The 16,167-nt window shown below is 73.4% G+C and carries 9 protein-coding genes; 2 read left to right on the forward strand and 7 right to left on the reverse strand.

Translation table 11 applies throughout. The features are described 5' to 3' along the window. Positions 1-54 precede the first annotated feature (54 nt). From IE134_RS13120 to eccD, 3 genes are all read right to left on the reverse strand, one after another. Positions 55-390: a hypothetical protein gene (locus IE134_RS13120; protein ID WP_030714543.1), complete on the reverse strand. Its 336-nt coding sequence runs from the start codon at positions 388-390 to the stop codon at positions 55-57. A 444-nt stretch (positions 391-834) separates the two neighbouring features. Continuing rightward, positions 835-2,376, reverse strand: a complete 1,542-nt coding sequence (gene eccB / locus IE134_RS13125) for a type VII secretion protein EccB (RefSeq protein WP_189430549.1) — start codon at positions 2,374-2,376, stop codon at positions 835-837. A 45-nt stretch (positions 2,377-2,421) separates the two neighbouring features. Further along, complete coding sequence (eccD, locus tag IE134_RS13130) at positions 2,422-3,828, reverse strand: type VII secretion integral membrane protein EccD (protein ID WP_030714549.1); 1,407 nt, start codon at positions 3,826-3,828, stop codon at positions 2,422-2,424. Between the two features lie 405 nt (positions 3,829-4,233). Between eccD and eccCa the strand changes: the two genes are divergently transcribed. Beyond that, the gene (gene eccCa / locus IE134_RS13135) at positions 4,234-8,241 is read left to right on the forward strand and encodes a type VII secretion protein EccCa (protein WP_195826284.1); all 4,008 of its coding nucleotides are present in this window, start codon (positions 4,234-4,236) and stop codon (positions 8,239-8,241) included. A gap of 45 nt (positions 8,242-8,286) precedes the next feature. On the opposite strand, the gene IE134_RS13140 is transcribed toward eccCa, so the two are convergent. The 4 genes from IE134_RS13140 to IE134_RS13155 all read right to left on the reverse strand — a co-directional run bounded on the left by IE134_RS13140 (position 8,287) and on the right by IE134_RS13155 (position 14,829). Beyond that, the gene (locus tag IE134_RS13140) at positions 8,287-9,567 is read right to left on the reverse strand and encodes a S8 family serine peptidase (RefSeq protein ID WP_189430551.1); all 1,281 of its coding nucleotides are present in this window, start codon (positions 9,565-9,567) and stop codon (positions 8,287-8,289) included. After that, a complete protein-coding gene (locus IE134_RS13145) occupies positions 9,564-12,875 on the reverse strand; it encodes a right-handed parallel beta-helix repeat-containing protein (protein ID WP_030714558.1) in 3,312 nt (1,103 codons plus the stop codon). The genes IE134_RS13140 and IE134_RS13145 overlap by 4 nt, the downstream gene beginning before the upstream one ends. Before the next feature lie 107 nt (positions 12,876-12,982). Continuing rightward, positions 12,983-14,209 (reverse strand): ricin-type beta-trefoil lectin domain protein, encoded by a 1,227-nt coding sequence (locus IE134_RS13150; protein ID WP_189430553.1) that lies wholly within the window; start codon positions 14,207-14,209, stop codon positions 12,983-12,985. Then, complete coding sequence (locus IE134_RS13155) at positions 14,206-14,829, reverse strand: type VII secretion system-associated protein (protein ID WP_098020567.1); 624 nt, start codon at positions 14,827-14,829, stop codon at positions 14,206-14,208. The genes IE134_RS13150 and IE134_RS13155 overlap by 4 nt, the downstream gene beginning before the upstream one ends. A 251-nt stretch (positions 14,830-15,080) precedes the next feature. Here IE134_RS13155 and IE134_RS13160 point away from each other — a divergent pair, with 251 nt between their 5' ends. Beyond that, the gene (locus tag IE134_RS13160; protein ID WP_189430555.1) at positions 15,081-16,163 is read left to right on the forward strand and encodes a mannose-binding protein; all 1,083 of its coding nucleotides are present in this window, start codon (positions 15,081-15,083) and stop codon (positions 16,161-16,163) included. The last annotated feature ends 4 nt before the right edge of the window (positions 16,164-16,167 follow it).

Genomic DNA, 16,167 nt, shown 5'->3' on the forward strand with positions numbered 1-16,167 from the left:
GGATGCTCACAGGTTCCGGCCGCCGCACAGGGGGCCGGCGCCGCCGGGGACGGGTCAGCGCAGCGCCTCGAAGACGCCCTGGCTGGTCTTGCTGTTGAGCACCTCGGTGAGGTCCTGGTTCTCCTTCGCCAGCCGGTCGGCCGACTGGACGTTCTCCTGGAGCGCGTCGATCATCTTGCTGATCTGCACGACGACCTTCTGCGCCTCGCCGTTCCAGCTGCGGAACAGCTTCAGCAGGGCCTGACCCTCGTCGCCGCCGACGCCCGAACGCGCGGCGATCTCACCGACGTTGTTCTGGATCTTCTCGACCGCTGCCCGGGCCGACTCCAGCGAGGAGACACCTCCCAGGCCCTTGGCATAGTCCGCCCGCCTCTGGCCGCTGTCCGCCATGTCGCGCTCCCTTCGTTGAGTGACTTCTCGTCGCACCGTTGCCCGCCGAGGCTAAAGAGAAATCGCCGTCCGCCGCAACGTATGCAGGGAAGATTTGAGCATAGTTCTTCGGGTCAGATTCCTTGCACGCCAACGGAGTTGTCCGAAGGTTTCGACGAAATGAACGCGGACCACCTGCCGCACGGGCGTACCGGTCGATGCGGACGGGAAACGGGCAGCCGGAGAATCCGAACGGTCATCGAGGAGGCCCGTTTCCGGTGGGGTGCGCCCCTTTCGCAGGATTCCGTGGAGGACGAGGCGCTCAAATTCTGAGCTTTTTCTGAGGTTTCCCTTCAGGCCCCGTCCACGCGCCAGAGAACGCGATTGACGCCGAGTCGTGCGTGAAGTTCCGCTTCCCCACCCATTTCCCTTTCTTCGCCACCCTATGGGGGATTTCGCCCTGGATCATGGCCGGGAGTCGCCTGCCCCGTCCTTGGCGGGAGCACCGCACTTCGGTGCGGTCACCCGGGGTTCCGCGGCGCCGGTGGCGGCGGCCGGGTCGAGGTCCGCGCCGGTGGGCAGAGCGGCGAGCAGGGGTGCGGGGACCGAGCCGATGTCCCCCTCGCCGTACCCGAGCGCCGTCAGGGAGTCCTTGGCCGGGAACCGGTACTTCACGCCGTTGTCCGCGACCAGATAGGTGGTTCCGGCGTGTGCGGCGCCGCTCGCGTGCAGGGCCCGGACCAGGGAGCCGCGCCCGGGGCGTACGACGGTGGCGTCGGTCCGGACGCAGGCCGCGGCCAGCGGCTGGGCGGTTCCCTGCGACACCGCGACGGGGGCGAGAGCGGTCAGCGGGACCAGCACCGACCGGATCCGCGCGCCGCCGTCGCCGCCGTCCACCTGGGCGCAGAGCGCGGTGCCGCGCGGTGCGGAGTGCGGGGCGGGCGGCGTACGGGGCAGCTCCGCGCCCGCGGAGCCGGCAGACGCCCCCTTGGCCCGGTGGGTACGGAGCGCGTCGGCGCCGACCGCGCGGGCCTCGGGCGAGCGCCCCTGGTAGGCGTCCTTCTGGGTGGCCGGGTCGCCCAGCACGAGGGCGGCCTCCAGACCGGAGAGCGGTACGAGCCCGTCCTTGCGCAGCAGGTGGTAGGTGCTGCCGCCACCGGGCACGCTCACCTCGAAGAGCTGGCCGACCGTGCTCGGTTCACCGCCGATGGCCGGACCCTTCGCCCCGCGTCCCGGTACCTCCGGCGGCTTCAGGGCGGGGCCGGGGGCGAGGGCGTCGAGGAAGGCCGCCGAGACCGGCATGGCCTCTTCGGAGCCGTAGCCGAGGGCGTTACGGGCGTCGGACGCGCGGTCCAGCGCGAGCCGGCTGCCCCGCCACACCAGGTACTCGGTTCGGTCCGGGCCGCGTACGAGGACCCCGCGGTCGCCGCCGACGTCCTGGGAGTCCAGCGGCGCCCCCGCGACGACGGTGGTGGCCCCCGGCCGGTCCACTCCGGCGTCCGGGACCCCGCCGGAGGTGGTGGGCAGGGCGCCGTCCGGCCCGGTGACGCACATGTGCCAGGCGCCGGTGTCGAGCCGGCCGGGGTCGGGCAGGGTGTCCGGGGCGCCGGGTATGCCCGCCGGGGTTCCCACGGGGACGTCCCGCAGCGAGGCGGTGGAGACGTCCACGGACTTGAGGTCGGACCCGCCGATCAGCCGGGCCGAGGCGTAGTTGCGCACCGGGTGCAGGACGCCGTCGGTGCCGGTCCACAGGTAGCGGGCGCCGGTGTCACGGTTGACCACCAGGTGCTCGCCCTTGCGCCAGGTGTCGTTCCCGCCGGGGCGCAGCAGCCCGTAGACGGTAGCGCCCGCGCCGATCAGGACGGTCACCAGCAGGCCGAAGACGACGCCGCGGGTGGTGCGGCCCAGCGGGCTCTCGGGGGCATCCGGGTCGGCCATCAGCAGGCCCGAACTGAGCCTGCCCATCATGAATCCGTGGGCCTGGACCTGGTCGCGCTTGGACTGCACAGCCTCTCCTCAACTCGTTTCTGGTCGACCGGCGTACGCGGGTGCTCAGCCGAACAGGCCGCGCAGCCAGCCGAAGAGGCCCGCCACCCACAGGGCGAACGGCAGCAGCGCGACCGCGAGGCCGGTGTGGGCCAGCTCAGCCGCCCGGCCCCAGTACGGCAGCACCCGGCGGCCGGGCACGATCCAGGACGCGGTCACCAGGGCGGCGGCACAGGCGAGCAGCACCGCGAAGACGATCACGCGGCCGTCGGCGTCGCTGTCCACCGCCCAGGCGCGGGCGAGGAGGAGCAGCCCCAGAACCCCGGGCACGGCCAGGGTGAGCCGCTGGCCGATGTGGACGAGGCCCCGTGAGTGCAGGAGCAGCAGCAGGGTCAGCGCGAGCGCGGTGAGCGTCTCGGGGAGGTCCGGGTGGTGGGCGAGGACGGCCAGGGCTGCGGCGGCGATGGTGCCGGTGGCGGCGAAGAGCGCGGTGACCCAGCGTCCGGCGAGTTCGGTGCGCTCGGCGACCTCGTCGCCCGCGTACGGGTCGATGCCTTCCTGGAGCTGTCCGGCTGAGGACGGCAGCGCGGGCATACGCATTCCGGCCAACTTGAAGGCGAAGGGCGCCACGGCTCCGGCGGCGAGCACGACGACCGTCGCCACCAGGGCGACCGAGGCCGCCGCGTCCAGGCTCGTGTAGCCCATCAGGGCCCCGGAGACCGCGGTGGCCACGGCGACCACGGCGGTGGCCAGCAGGGCGGGGGCGCCGACGGCGGTCGCGGCGAGCGCGAGGACCGCGCCGCCCGCCGCCGCGGCACCGGCCGCCAGCAGCCGCGCGCCGACGACCTGCGCCGCGTCGGGGCCGGTCAGGTCGCCGCCGGGCAGCACCCAGCCGACCAGGGCGAAGCACGGGGCGACCAGCAGGCCGAGAGCGGTCGCGGAGAGGCGGTCGCCGACCGCGCGGCTGGCGGAGCCGGCGCCCGCGAGGAGCAGCACTCCGGCCACGGCCGCGCAGGCGGCTCGGGTGGCGGCGGAGTCGGCCACGCCGGGCCGGAACACCATCACCAGGGCGGTCGCCACGGTCGCCACGGCGGTGCCCACCAGCAGGCCGCGGGCCGCTCCGGCGTGCCAGGTGTGCAGTCGGCGGCCGACCGTCTCGGCCATCCCGTCGACCAGGTCGTCGAGCCGGGCCTCGGGGAGTGCCTCCGTGTGCGGGCGCAGGTGGAGCACCGCGCCGTCGGCGAGACCGGCCCGGGCCAGGGTGGTCTCCTCATCGAGGGGGGCGTCGCCGAGCCGCTGGAGCACCCAGCCGGCGTGGTCGAGCCCGGCCTCCTCGGCCTCCTCACCGACGTACCGCAGGAGGGTGGGGAGCAGATCGGCGACCGGTACGTCGGCGGGCACGGCCAGATCGATGGTGACGCTCGGCGCACGTACGGTCAGGCGGCACGTTTCGGCCACCGCACTGTCGGTCATCAGCAGAACTCTCGTCTTCCGTGCAGGCTTTGACAGAGGACTTCCCCGGCGAGAGGGAATGTGCGAACAGTACGGAAAGTCCGCGCGGCCGTGAAGCCGGGGTCCTGTCAGGGAAATTGTGCCCGCACACCGGGTGCGGACCCCTCCCGCGTGGACAGGGCGCGTTCCGTGAATGCAGACTACTGCCTGCGGCCACCGGCCGTGCTGCGGGCCGGGCTCCGAATCCGGTATGCGGGTGCGCCTTCCGGGAAGTTGGCCGCTCCGCGCAATCCGCTCGAGACTTTCACCCGGCGTTCATCGGAGCATGTTCCGCGACCGAATGAATCAGCCTGGTGCGGTCTTTCCCCTGCCGGGTGCACCGGTATTCGGCGGGCGGCAAAGCCAGTGAACCGGAGGTTCTGTTCCTTGAGTGTCGTGCTGTTTCGCCGTCCGGCCCGCCGGCGCGGGCCGGAGATGCCCGAGGGGCAGTTGACCCTCCAGGAGCCGCCCGTCCTCGCCGAGACGGTGCCCGACACCTCGGCGGTGTGGACGTACCTGCCGATGGCGCTGATGTCGGTGTCGATGATGCTGATGTTCCTGCGCCCCGGCGGCGGGAACGGCGTCTTCATGTATCTGGCGATGGGTGTCATGGCGCTCTCCGCCGGCGCGATGCTGCTGGGGCAGCTGATGCGGCGCTCCAGCGAGCGCAAGCAGCGGCTGAAGGGTGAACGGCGCGACTATCTGCGCTACTTGGCCCAGACCCGCAAGCGGGTGCGGACCACCATCGCGGAGCAGCAGCGGGCGCTCGCCTGGCGTCACCCGGAGCCGGCCACGCTCCGCTCGCTGGCCCGCACCTCCCGGCTGTGGGAACGCCGCCCGGCCGACGAGGACTTCGGCGAGGTCCGTCTCGCGGTGGGCGAACAGCAGCTCGCACTCACCCTGAACCCGGTCTCCACCCGTCCGGTGGAGGATCTCGAACCCCTCTGCGCCCACGCGCTGCGCCGCTTCATCCGGGCCTACTCCACCATCCCGGAGCAGCCGCTGGGGCTCTATCTGCGCTCCTCGGCCCGGATCCTGCTGCGCCCGGAGGAGGCGCCGGACGGGGCCGCCCCCGGCGCTCACCCCCCGGAGCACGACGCCGTACGGGCGCTGGTGCGGGCGATGCTCGGGCAGCTCGCGGTGTTCCACGCGCCCGAGGAGCTGTGGATCGCCCTCTGTGTCAGCGACGAGCGGCGACCCGACTGGGAGTGGGTCAAGTGGCTGCCGCACGTGCTGGATCCGCACGAGGAGGACGGGGCGGGGCAGGCCCGCCGGATCACCGCCGACCTGACCGAGCTGGACGATCTGCTCGGCGCCGAGTTCGCCGAGCGCCCCGGGTTCGACCCGGACGCCCGGCCGGGCCGCGACGAGCCGTACACGGTCGTCGTGCTGGACGGCGTCAGCGTGCCGGAGGGCCACCGCTGGGAGGGCCACGGCTACCGCAACGCCCTGATCCTGGATGTGTCCGGGGCGCTGCGCTGGCGGCCCGGCCGCAACACGCTGCGCCTCACCGTGGGGCCCGGCCAGGTGAACCTGGTGCGCACCGACCGCAGCCGCAAGGAGCGCACGGTGCCGCTCGGCCGCCCCGACCGGCTCGGCCCGCTCGGCGCGGAGTCGCTGGCCCGGCTGCTCACCCCGCGCCGGATGAGCCTCGGCACCGACATCGCGCAGCCGCTGGACACCGACGTCGAGCTGACCACCCTGCTCGGCATCCCCGATCTCCACCGGCACGACCCGCAGACCCTGTTCGCCCGGCACTCCGGCTCCGGCCGGCTCCGGGTGCCGATCGCGGTCGGCGTGGACGGCCGCCCGGTCGAGCTCGACATCAAGGAGTCCGCGCAGGGCGGCATGGGCCCGCACGGCATGCTCATCGGCGCCACCGGCTCCGGCAAGAGCGAGCTGCTGCGCACCCTCGTCCTCGGGCTCGCCCTGACCAACTCCTCCGAGACGCTCAACTTCGTCCTGGTCGACTTCAAGGGCGGCGCCACCTTCCTCGGCCTGGAGGAACTCCCGCACACCTCCGCCGTGATCACCAACCTGGCCGACGAAGTCGCTCTGGTGGAACGCATGCAGGACGCCCTGCACGGCGAACTCATCCGCCGACAGGAGCTGCTGCGCGCGGCGGGTAACTACACCTCGGCGCTGGAGTACGAACGGGCCCGCGCCGCCGGAGCCGACCTGGCCCCGCTGCCCAGCCTCTTCGTGGTGGTCGACGAGTTCAGCGAACTGCTCTCCACACACCGCGAGTTCATGGAGCTGTTCGTGATGATCGGCCGCCTCGGCCGGTCCCTGGGCGTCCATCTGCTGCTCGCCTCGCAGCGCCTGGACGAGGGGCGTATGCACCAGCTGGAGAGCCACCTCTCGTACCGCATCGGGCTGCGGACCTTCTCCGCGATGGAGAGCCGCGGTGTGCTCGGCGTACCGGACGCCTACGAGCTGCCCGCAGCGCCCGGCAGCGGCTATCTGAAGTCCGGGGTGGAGGCCCTGACCCGGTTCCGTGCCGCGTACTCCTCGGGGACGTACCGGCGCAGGACCGGTGCGGTGGTGCAGGCCCGGGTGGCGAGCCAGGTGGTGCCGTGGACCAGCGGATGGGTGGTACCCCGCACCCTGGAGACCCCGCCCGACCCGGAGCCGGAGACGGAGGAGGCCGAGGACGAGGAGGCGCTGCTCGACGTGGCGCTGGACCGGCTGCGCGGCTCCGGGCCGGACGCCCACCAGGTGTGGCTGCCGCCGCTGGACGAGCCGTCCCCGCTGGACGCCCTGCTGCCCGGGATCGCACCGGACGAGGAGCGGGGCCTGATCGCCTCGCGCTGGCCGGGCACCGGGAAGCTGCGGGTGCCGGTCGGCCTGGTCGACAAGCCGTTCGAGCAGCGGCGCGACCCGCTGATCGTCGACCTGGCCGGGGCGGGCGGCCATGTCGCCGTCGCGGGCGGTTCGCAGAGCGGCAAGTCCACGGTCGCCCGCACGCTCATCGCCGCGCTGGCGCTCACCCACACCCCGGCGGAAGTGCAGTTCTACTGCCTGGACTTCGGCGGCGGCGGGCTCTCCCAGCTCGCCGCGCTCCCGCACGTCGGCGGGGTCGCGGCACGGCTCAACCCGGAGCGGGTGCACCGGACGGTGGCCGAGGTGATGACGCTCCTGGCCCGCCGTGAGCAGTTCTTCGTGGACCACACGCTGGACTCCATGCAGTCCTACCGGCGGCGCCGCGCCGCCGGGGAGTTCCCCGACGAGCCGTTCGGCGATGTCTTCATGGTGGTCGACGGCTGGTCCACGGTCCGCCAGGACTACGACGACCTGATCCCGAAGTTCAACGAACTCGCCGCCCGGGGCCTCAACTACGGCATCCACCTGCTCATCACCACCACCCGCTGGGTGGAGCTGTCCGCGCAGGTCCGCGACCAGGCCGCCACCCGTCTGGAGCTGCGGATGGGCGATCCGATGGACTCAGAGATCGACACCCGCAAGGCCCGTTCGGTGCCGCGCACCGGTGGCCGGGGCATCACCGCCGACAGCAAGATGCACTTCCTCGCGGGCCTGCCCCGGCTGGACGGCAGCGGCTCCCTGGAGGACCTCGGTGAGGGTGTGGCCCACCTCGTCGGGGAGATCGCCCGGCACTGGTCCGGTCCTCCCGCCCCTCAGGTACGGATGCTCCCGCACCGGCTCCCGGTCTCCGAACTCCCCTCCCCCGAGGCCACGGAGGGCGGCGGCATGCGCCTCGCGCTCGGTCTCGACCAGGACGCGCTGGAGCCCGTCTGGCACGACTTCAGCCGGACCCCGCACCTGATCGCGGTCGGCGACACCGAGAGCGGCAAGACCAACCTGCTGCGCCTGATCGTCAAGGGCATCACCACCCGGTACGCCCCCGACGAGGCGAAGATCATCGCGGTGGACTACCGCCGCACCCTGGTCGACGCCATCCCCGAGGAGTACCGCATCGGGCATGTCATCTCCCTCGACAACCTCAACGAGACCATCGAGGGCGCGGCCCGCGCGATGAAGACCCGGGTGCCCGGGGCCGACATCTCACCCGCCCGGATGCGCCGGTGCGACTGGTGGACGGGCCCGCGCCTGTTCGTCCTGGTCGACGACTACGACATGGTGTCGGGCAACTCGTTCCAGAGCCCCTTCGAGCCGCTCTTCGAGCACCTGACCCTGGGCTACGAGATGGGCCTGCACCTGGTCGTCGCCCGGAGCGCGATGGGCGCGGGGCGCGGTCTGAGCGATGGGCTGATCCGCCGTCTGGACGAGGCCAACAACCCGGCGGTCCTGCTCTCCTGCCCGCCCACGGAGGGCCGTCTCTTCGGCAACGCGAAGCCGTTGAACCTGCCGCCGGGCCGGGCCCTGCACATCCAGCGCCGCAAGCCGCGGCTGGTGCAGACGGCCCTGGTGGATTAGAACGCCAAAGGGGCCCCCTCCGGCCGGAGGGGGCCCCTTTGGCGTTCAGCCCCGGTCCGAGGTGCCCGGCCCCGCCGGACGCCAGCCCCGGGCGCGGGCCCGGGTGAGGGCGAAGCCGGCCCAGAGGAGGGAGAGGACGCCCGCCGAGCCGAGGAGGACGAAGAGGACGGCCCGGCCGGTGGCGCGGTCGGTGTCGGAGGTGTCCCGTACGGCCACGGGGTCGGCGGCCCGCTCCGCACCGCCGACCGGCGCGCCCGCGTCGCCGAGGACCGTGGTGACGGCGGCGTAGGCGTCCAGTTGGGGGATGTCGGCCGGGTACGCGGTGGCGGTCAGCCGGCGGGCCACCGCGTCGGCCGACGCCTCGGGGTGGGTGGCGCGGACGGCCGCCGCGGCCCCGGCCGCGTACGCGGTGGCCACCGCGACACCGCCGCCGAGGTAGTGCCCCTTCCCGCGCGGCCCGCCGGAGACCACCCCGGCACCCGGGGCGGCCAGATCGATGCCCTCGGTGGGCAGCGCGCCGTCCGGCCGGGCCCCGGCGGGCAGCATGTCGGCGACCGCGAGGACGCCGGGCTCACCGGCGGGCCAGTAGGTACGGGAGGGGATCTCGTCGGCCGCGCCGCGCGACGGCGGCTCCGGGGTGGCCGCAGCGACCACCACCGCCCCGGCCTCGCGGGCCTCGGCGACAGCCCGGGTGAGCGCGGTGTCCTTACGGGGAAGGGCCACCGCGACCGCGATGACGTCGGCCTTGGCCGTGGTGGCGGCCCGTACCGCCGCCGTGACGAGTGCGGGGTCCGGCTGCCCGCGTCGGTCGGTGCCGCGCAGGGCGAGGATCTTCCCGCCCGGGGCGACCCCGGCGAGGCGTGGGGTGGGGCCGCCGGTCCCAGCGATCAGCCCGGCCAGGAACGTCCCCTGTCCGACGCAGTCGTCGGCGGCCTGGCCCTGGGCGGTGACGCGGCCGTCGAGTCCCTCGGCCCCGGGATCGACGCCGGTGGAGATCAGCGCGACGGTCACCCCCGACCCGGTGGTGTGCCGGTGCAGCCGGTCCAGGTCGAGGCGCTGGCGCGACCAGTCCTGCTTCTTCGCCCGCTCCTTGGAGGCGGGGGTGCAGGCGACGGCCTCGGCTCGCGGATCGAGCGCGGTGGGCATCCCGGGCAGCTCCTGGCCCTTGGCCCCGTCGGCGGCCGGTGTACGGGTGACAGGTGCCGCCTGGGCCGGGGCGAAGGCCAGGGGCACCACCAGGGCGGCGGCGAGCGAGGCCCCGTACAGCAGGCGGGCCGTCCTGGCCGTCCGGGGCCTCCCGGTCGCCCGTCGCTCGGGCGGCCTCACCGGGGCACCGCCTTCGGGGCCGCGGCGGTGACGTCCGCCGGGAGGAGGATGCGCAGGTCGTCCAGGGTGGGCGCGGCCAGCGAACTGATCCGGCCCGCCTGGCGGGTGACCATCGACTCGACGACCTGACGGGCCAGCCGGGCGTTGCCGAAGGACCGGTCGCGGGGTACCGCGTCGAAGTGCTCCTTGAGCAGCGGTCCGGTGCCGGGGCCGCACTCGTACCCCATGGCGGCGGCCTGGGCGCGCACGATGGTGACCAGCTCCTCGGAGGAGTAGTCGGCGAAGGTGATCCGGCGCGGGAAGCGGGAGGAGAGGCCGGGGTTGGAGGCGAGGAAGCGTTCCATCTCGTCGGTGTAGCCGGCGACGATGACGACGACCTCGTCGCGGTGGTCCTCCATCAGCTTCAGCAGGGTGTCCACCGCCTCCTGCCCGAAGTCGGCTCCGCCGCCGCGCGGGGTGAGGGTGTAGGCCTCGTCGATGAACAGCACGCCGCCACGGGCCTTTTCGAAGACCTCCCGGGTCAACTGGGCGGTGTGGCCTATGTACCGGCCGACGAGGTCGGCGCGGGCGGCCTCGATCAGCTGGCCGCGCTCCAGCACGCCGAGCTGGGTGAGGACCTCGCCGTAGAGCCGGGCGACCGTCGTCTTGCCGGTGCCGGGCGGGCCGGTGAAGACCAGGTGGTTGCTGAGGGAGGGGACGGGCAGCCCGGCCGCGGCGCGGTGGCGGGCGGTGGTGATGAGGTTGACCAGGTCGGCGACCTCGCGCTTCACCTCGGCCAGTCCGATCATGTCGCCGAGGCGGGTGAGCGGGTCGTCGGCCGGTGCGGCGGTCTCGACGGCCGAGGCGGCGGCGGTGGCGGAGACGTCCTCGGGGAGCAGCAGCCGCAGATCGTTCTCGCTGACCTGGGTCTGGGCGGAGAGCCGGATCGCCTGGCGGTCCACCATCTCCTCGAACACCCCGCGCGCGGCACGGCCGTTGCCGAATCCGGCGTCCCGGTCCATGGCCCCGAAGTGGGCGGCGAGCGCCTGGGCCGTACCCTCCCCCAGCTCGTACTGGTGCTGGGTACACATGCTCTCCATGATCGCGACCAGGTCGTCCACGGAGTAGTTCTCGAACTCGACGGTCCGCGAGAAGCGGGACGCCAGGCCCGGGTTGGAGCTGAGGAAGGACTCCATCTCACGGGAGTATCCGGCGGCGACCACGACCACGTCGTCGCGGTGGTCCTCCATGAGCTTCAGCAGGGTGTCCACCGCCTCGCGGCCGAAGTCGGCGCCGCCGTTGCCGCTGTCGGCGGTGAGGGTGTACGCCTCGTCGATGAAAAGAACTCCGCCCAGGGCCCGTTGGAAGGTCTCGGAGGTCTTGATGGCGGTGCCGCCGACGACTTGGGCGACCAGGTCGGCGCGGGAGACCTCGACCAGGTGTCCGCTGCGCAGCGAGCCCAGCTCGGCCAGGATCGCCCCGTAGAGGCGGGCGACGGTGGTCTTACCGGTGCCGGGCGGTCCGGCGAAGATCAGGTGTCTGCTCATCGGGGGTGCGGGCATACCGAGTTGTTCGCGGCGCTGGGCGAGCTGGGTGAGGTTGACCAGGGTGCGTACCTGCTGCTTGACGTTCTCCAGGCCGATCAGCGCGTTGAGGGCGCCGAGCGGGCCGTCCGCACGGTCCGGCGGGGGCGCGTCGGCGGCGCCGGATCCGGCCGGGTCGGTGTTCTCGGCACTGCCGCTCCCCCAGGCGTCGCGCTTGCCGTTGCCGACGCTGTTCAGGCCGTCCACGGCGAGCCGTTCGCCGGGCGCGGTCTGCACCAGACCGCCGCCCTCGTTCTCGCGGGCGGTGCAGTTGACGAGCGAGACGGGGGCGGTGGACTCGACCCGGAAGCCGTCCTGGGCGCCCCCGCCCGCCTCGCAGCCACTGAGCGAGGCGAGAGCGCCCTCGCGGAGGAGGAAGCCATGTCCCTTGGGGGCGTGGACGGTGGTGCGGTTGGCGGTCAGTTCACCGCCCGCGGCGACGACCACGCCCTCCTCGCCGGAGACCTCGACGCGGAAGTCGCGGACGGTGACGTTGCCGCCGTCCTCCACGACCAGGCCGCTGGTGGCGGTGTCGGAGACCCCGCCACCGGCCAGGTAGAGGGTGGAACCGGAGGCCACGCGGACACCGGCTCCCTTCGGGCGGACGATCTCGCAGTCCTCGACGCGGCCCCGGGCGTCCTTGGTGGCCGCGATGCCGTCACCGGCGGGCTCGACCAGCCGGGCCCGGCGCAGCAGCGGGTTGGCGCCGCCCTGCAGAGCGACGGCGGGCGAGGAGCCGATGACCTCCAAGCGGTCCAGCTCGGGCGCCGCGTCCTCCTCCAGGAGCAGCCCGGCCCCTTCGCAGTCGCGGACGGTCAGGCCGGTCAGCGCCGGGGAGGAGGCCCCGGCGACCCGCAGCGCCGCGCCCTGCGCCGCGTCCACCCAGCAGTCCTCGAAGGTGCCGCGCGCCCGGTCGGTGACGAACAGGCCGTGCCCCCGTGCGCGCGAGACTCGGCAGCGGCGCAGGACGGGATCGGTGCCGACGGCGAGGACGATCCCGTTGCCGGAGGCGCCGGTGACGCGTACGTCCTCCAGGGTGGTGCGGCCCGCGCTGCTCAGATGCACGCCGGTGCTGGTGTCGTGCACGACGGTCCGGACGACGGAGACGGCGGAGTCCCCTTCCAGGGCGATGGAGGGCTTGTCGGTGGAGGAGATGTCGCAGTCCTCGACGGTGCCCCGGGTCTCGCCGTTGGCGAGCAGCCCGTTGCCCCGGGCGCCCCGTACCGTGCAGTCGCGGACGCGCGCCTCGCCCTGCTCGGCGAGGACGATGCCGCTGGTGCCGAGGTGTTCGAGCGTGCAGGACTCGACGGTGGTGGGGGTGGTGGAGGTGACCACGATGCCCGCGCCCTGCGGATTGCTCACCCGGCAGTCCCGCAGCGCGAGGGAGCCGGTCCCGCCGGCCAGCATCGCGGTCCAGGCGGCGCCGACGATCTCGCACCCGTCGAGCGCGGCCTGCCCGCGCCGCACGTCCACGGCGGGCAGCTCGGAGTCCCCGCCGCGCAGGGTGAGTTCGGAGATCATGACGGCGTCGGCGCGCAGCGCGATGACGCTGCCCGAGCGCGGCCGGATCTCCACCGTGCCCCGTCCCTCGGCGGCGGTGAGGGTCACCCGGGTGTGGATCACCAGGTTCTCCGCGTACGTCCCGGGCCGGACGCTGATGAGCGCACCGGTACGGGCGGCGGCGAGCGCCTCACCGATCGTGGAAAAGCGGTCCGCGGGGCCGACCGTCAGTACCTGGCGCGACACGCACCAACCTCCTTGCTACGGCGGCGTCCTGTCCGGACGCCCCTCTTCGCCGGGGACAGGGTTCGGCGCTCCGGCGATTTCATCATGTCTCGCTGCCCGCGCCCGGGTCAGGTGCTCCACTTCTGGTTGTCGAGCCCCGTGCACTCCCACAGGATCAGATAGGTCTCCGGGCCCCGCCCCTTGCTGTGGTTCGGGATGTCGACGCACTTGCCGACGACGGTGTTGACCAGGTCGTGGGCGCCGTTCAGGGTGAACTTCTGGGCGGCGGAGCCGTTGCACCAGGCGAGCTGGATACGGGAGCCGTTGGCGAAGTTCGCGTTGGCCACGTCCAGGCACTTGTCCCTGGCCCGGATCGTGCCGTCCGAGCCGAAGCGCCACTTCTGGGCGTCGGCGCCGTTGCAGTCCCACATGAACAGCGGCTGGCCGTCGTTGAAGTTGTGACCGGGAACGTCGAGGCAGCGGCCGGAGAGGTGGCTGCGGAAGGAGACGGGCCCGCTGAACGTGACGGCGGGCTGGGCCTTGGCGGGCTGGTTCTTGCCACCGCCGCTCCCGGCCTTGGGCTTGTCCTCGGACGAATCCGCCTTCTTCGGCGGGTCCTTGGGGCCGTTGTCCTGCTTCGCCGCCTCCTTGCCACCATCCGTCGGGGGAATGGCCGGCACGGCGTTGCCGGCCTTCTCCGGCTTCGCCTCGTCCTTCTCCCCCTTCTTCCCGTCCTCGGCGGGCGCGCTGGTCTCGGGAGCGGTGACGGCGAACTCGCCCGGAGCCTCCGGCCCGCTCCCGTCGAGGACGGTCCCGGCACCTGCCGCCTTCGTCCGCTCGGGCCCGTCGTCGTTGTTCCCGGCGAGCACGAGGAACGGCACCGACACGAGCAGCGCTCCCACGACCGCCGCCCCCGCGAGCGCGGCCTTGCCCGGCCGCCCCACGGGCCCCGCCTCCTGCTGCGGCTGCCCGATGGCGGTGGCGGTCATGGTCCGCACGAGGGCGGGGAGCCGGCTCTGGGCGGCGGCGGAGGCGCTGGGGTCGGTCTCGGAGTCGGGGGCGGCCTCGGAGTCGGGGGCGGCCTCGGGGGTTGTGGCCTGGGCGTCGGGGGCGGGGGCATCGGGGCGTTCGCTCTGCTCGCCCTTCTCACCCTTTTCAGCCTCCTTGGCCTCCCCGGTCTTCGGGGCCTTCGCGACCTGCGGGGCCCCCTCAGCCTTCTCGGCTTCCGGGGTCTTCGCAGCCTCAAGGCCCTTCTCGGCCTCCTCGGAGACCTTCGCCGCCTCCGCGGCCTCGGCTTCGGGCTTCGCCTGCACGGGAGCGGAGGCGGGGGTCTGCTGGGACGACGAACGCGTCACGGGGTCCTCCCTGTGGTGTGGGGCCAGGGTTCGGTCGGGGCGGGGTCGACGGCCTCGGTCACCGGGCCGGAACTCACGGCACCGGCAAGGCTGTCGGCGGGAACGAGCAGCGGAGCCGCGGCACCGGGGTTGACCATCAGCAGGGCGCCGGTGTCCGCCAGCGGCCCGGCGAGCTCCCGGGCGGACACGGTGTCATGGTGAAGTGCCGCGGACATGAACGCGTGGGTGGGCGAGGTGAACAGGAGCGCCACCGGCGCCCCGTCCCGCCCCGCGGCCAGGAGCGGCCCGCCGTCCGGCCCGCGTACGACGGTGACGTCCGCCTCCGCCAGCGCGGCCAGCGCCTCGTCCACGGTGCCGTACCCCGTGGCGGCCCGTTGGGCGGCCGCGTCCACCGGATCGGTGGGCTCCGGCCAGCCGAGGACCCGGGCCGAGGGACGGTAGGCGGGGTTGGCGCGGTACTCGCCCACGCTCCCGCTCTCGTCCGACTGCCACTCCCCCAGCACGGCCCACTCCGGCGGCGTCCGCGCCTGCGTCCACTCCGGATCGACGATTCCGATCCAGTGGCCGGGCGCACGACGTGCGGCGTCCTTCACGGCTTCCGGCACGAGGGAGGCATCCACCTGAACTCTTGGCTCCGTACGAATCTTTGAGTGCCGAACGGCCTCAACAGGATGTCATACGAGCTCCGTTCGCGGGGCCCGAGGGCGGGCCCGTATCGGCCGTCTGCCTGCCCGTTTGCTGCCCGAGCGCGGAACTTTCCGGGACAGGAAAGGCGTCGGATGACAAAGCGACGGAGGCGTATCGAAGCGAGTGTCCTCTCCCCCTTCTCCGACGGGCTACGTTGGGCTCGCCCCCGAGGAGGAGTCAGCACATGCCCCCCGAGCCCCCCGCCCCCGGCACCGAGTCCGCGGCAGCAGCCACGGAGAAGTCCGGCGCCACTTCCCCGCCGCCCGGCACGAAGAAGTCCGGCCCCGCCGCCCCGGCCGAGTCGCAGGAGCCCCGGAGCGAGGCCGCCGCGACGGCCGGCACCGAAGGGACCCCCGCCGAGCCCGCCGCAACGGCCGGTACCGAAAACCCCCAAGCCCCAACCGAGGCCGAAGCCACAGCAACACCCACACCCACACCCACAGCCGAGGCTTCGCCGACGGCCTCTGCCGCCCCGTCCGAGCCCTCGTCCACGGCGCGGACCACCGAAGCACCCGAGGGCCGTACGGAGAGCATCGCCCTGGCAGCGGCCGTCGCTGCGAAGCCGGGCACCAAGACCCTCACCGCCGCCGACAAGGGCCGCCCCCGCACCCCGGTGCTGGCGGGGGCCGCGTTCGTCGGCGCCGCCCTGGTCGCGATACCCGTGCTGCTGATGGGCAGCGCGAACGACGACGAGCCCCGACGCCCCTCCACCACCCCGGTCGCGGGGAGCGCCGACACGGTCCTCAACCCGGAGTCGGCCCCGGCGGCGCTGGACGACTACGTGGCGGTGAAGCCCACACCGTCCCCGACGGAACAGAAGAAGACCGACCGGCCGAAGGCAGCCCCCGCACCCGTGGCCCCTTCACCCGCGCCCCGGACGAGCGCCCCCGCCGAGAAGCCGAAGGCCTCGCCGAAACCGAAGCCCAAGGCGGCCCCGAAGCCGAACTGGGGCACCCAGACGGTCTCCGCGACCAGCTCCATCGGGGTCGGCCAGTCCTGGGCCACCAACCGCATCCGCATGACGATGCAGCAGGACGGCAACCTCGTCGTCTACAACGAGCAGAACAAGCCGATCTGGGCCGCCATGACCTTCGGCGAGAACCACCGGGCGATCTTCCAGCCCGACGGCAACCTGGTCATCCACAACGGCGACGACCGGGCCATCTGGGCCTCCAAGACCCATGACTTCGGCGGCGCCCAGATGGTGCTGAGGCCCGACGCGAAGGTGGTCATCGTGCACCAGGGCAAGGTGGTCTGGTCGACGTGACCGC

The sequence above is a fragment of the Streptomyces rubiginosohelvolus genome, from assembly GCF_014649875.1.
Classification (GTDB): Bacteria; Actinomycetota; Actinomycetes; order Streptomycetales; family Streptomycetaceae; genus Streptomyces; species Streptomyces rubiginosohelvolus.

Excerpts from the sequence above, each read along its gene's own strand:
- IE134_RS13160 (WP_189430555.1), top strand. The coding sequence starts at position 15,081 with ATGCCCCCCGAGCCCCCCGCCCCCGGCACCGAGTCCGCGGCAGCAGCC.
- eccD (WP_030714549.1), bottom strand. The coding sequence starts at position 3,828 with ATGACCGACAGTGCGGTGGCCGAAACGTGCCGCCTGACCGTACGTGCG.
- IE134_RS13120 (WP_030714543.1), bottom strand. The coding sequence starts at position 390 with ATGGCGGACAGCGGCCAGAGGCGGGCGGACTATGCCAAGGGCCTGGGA.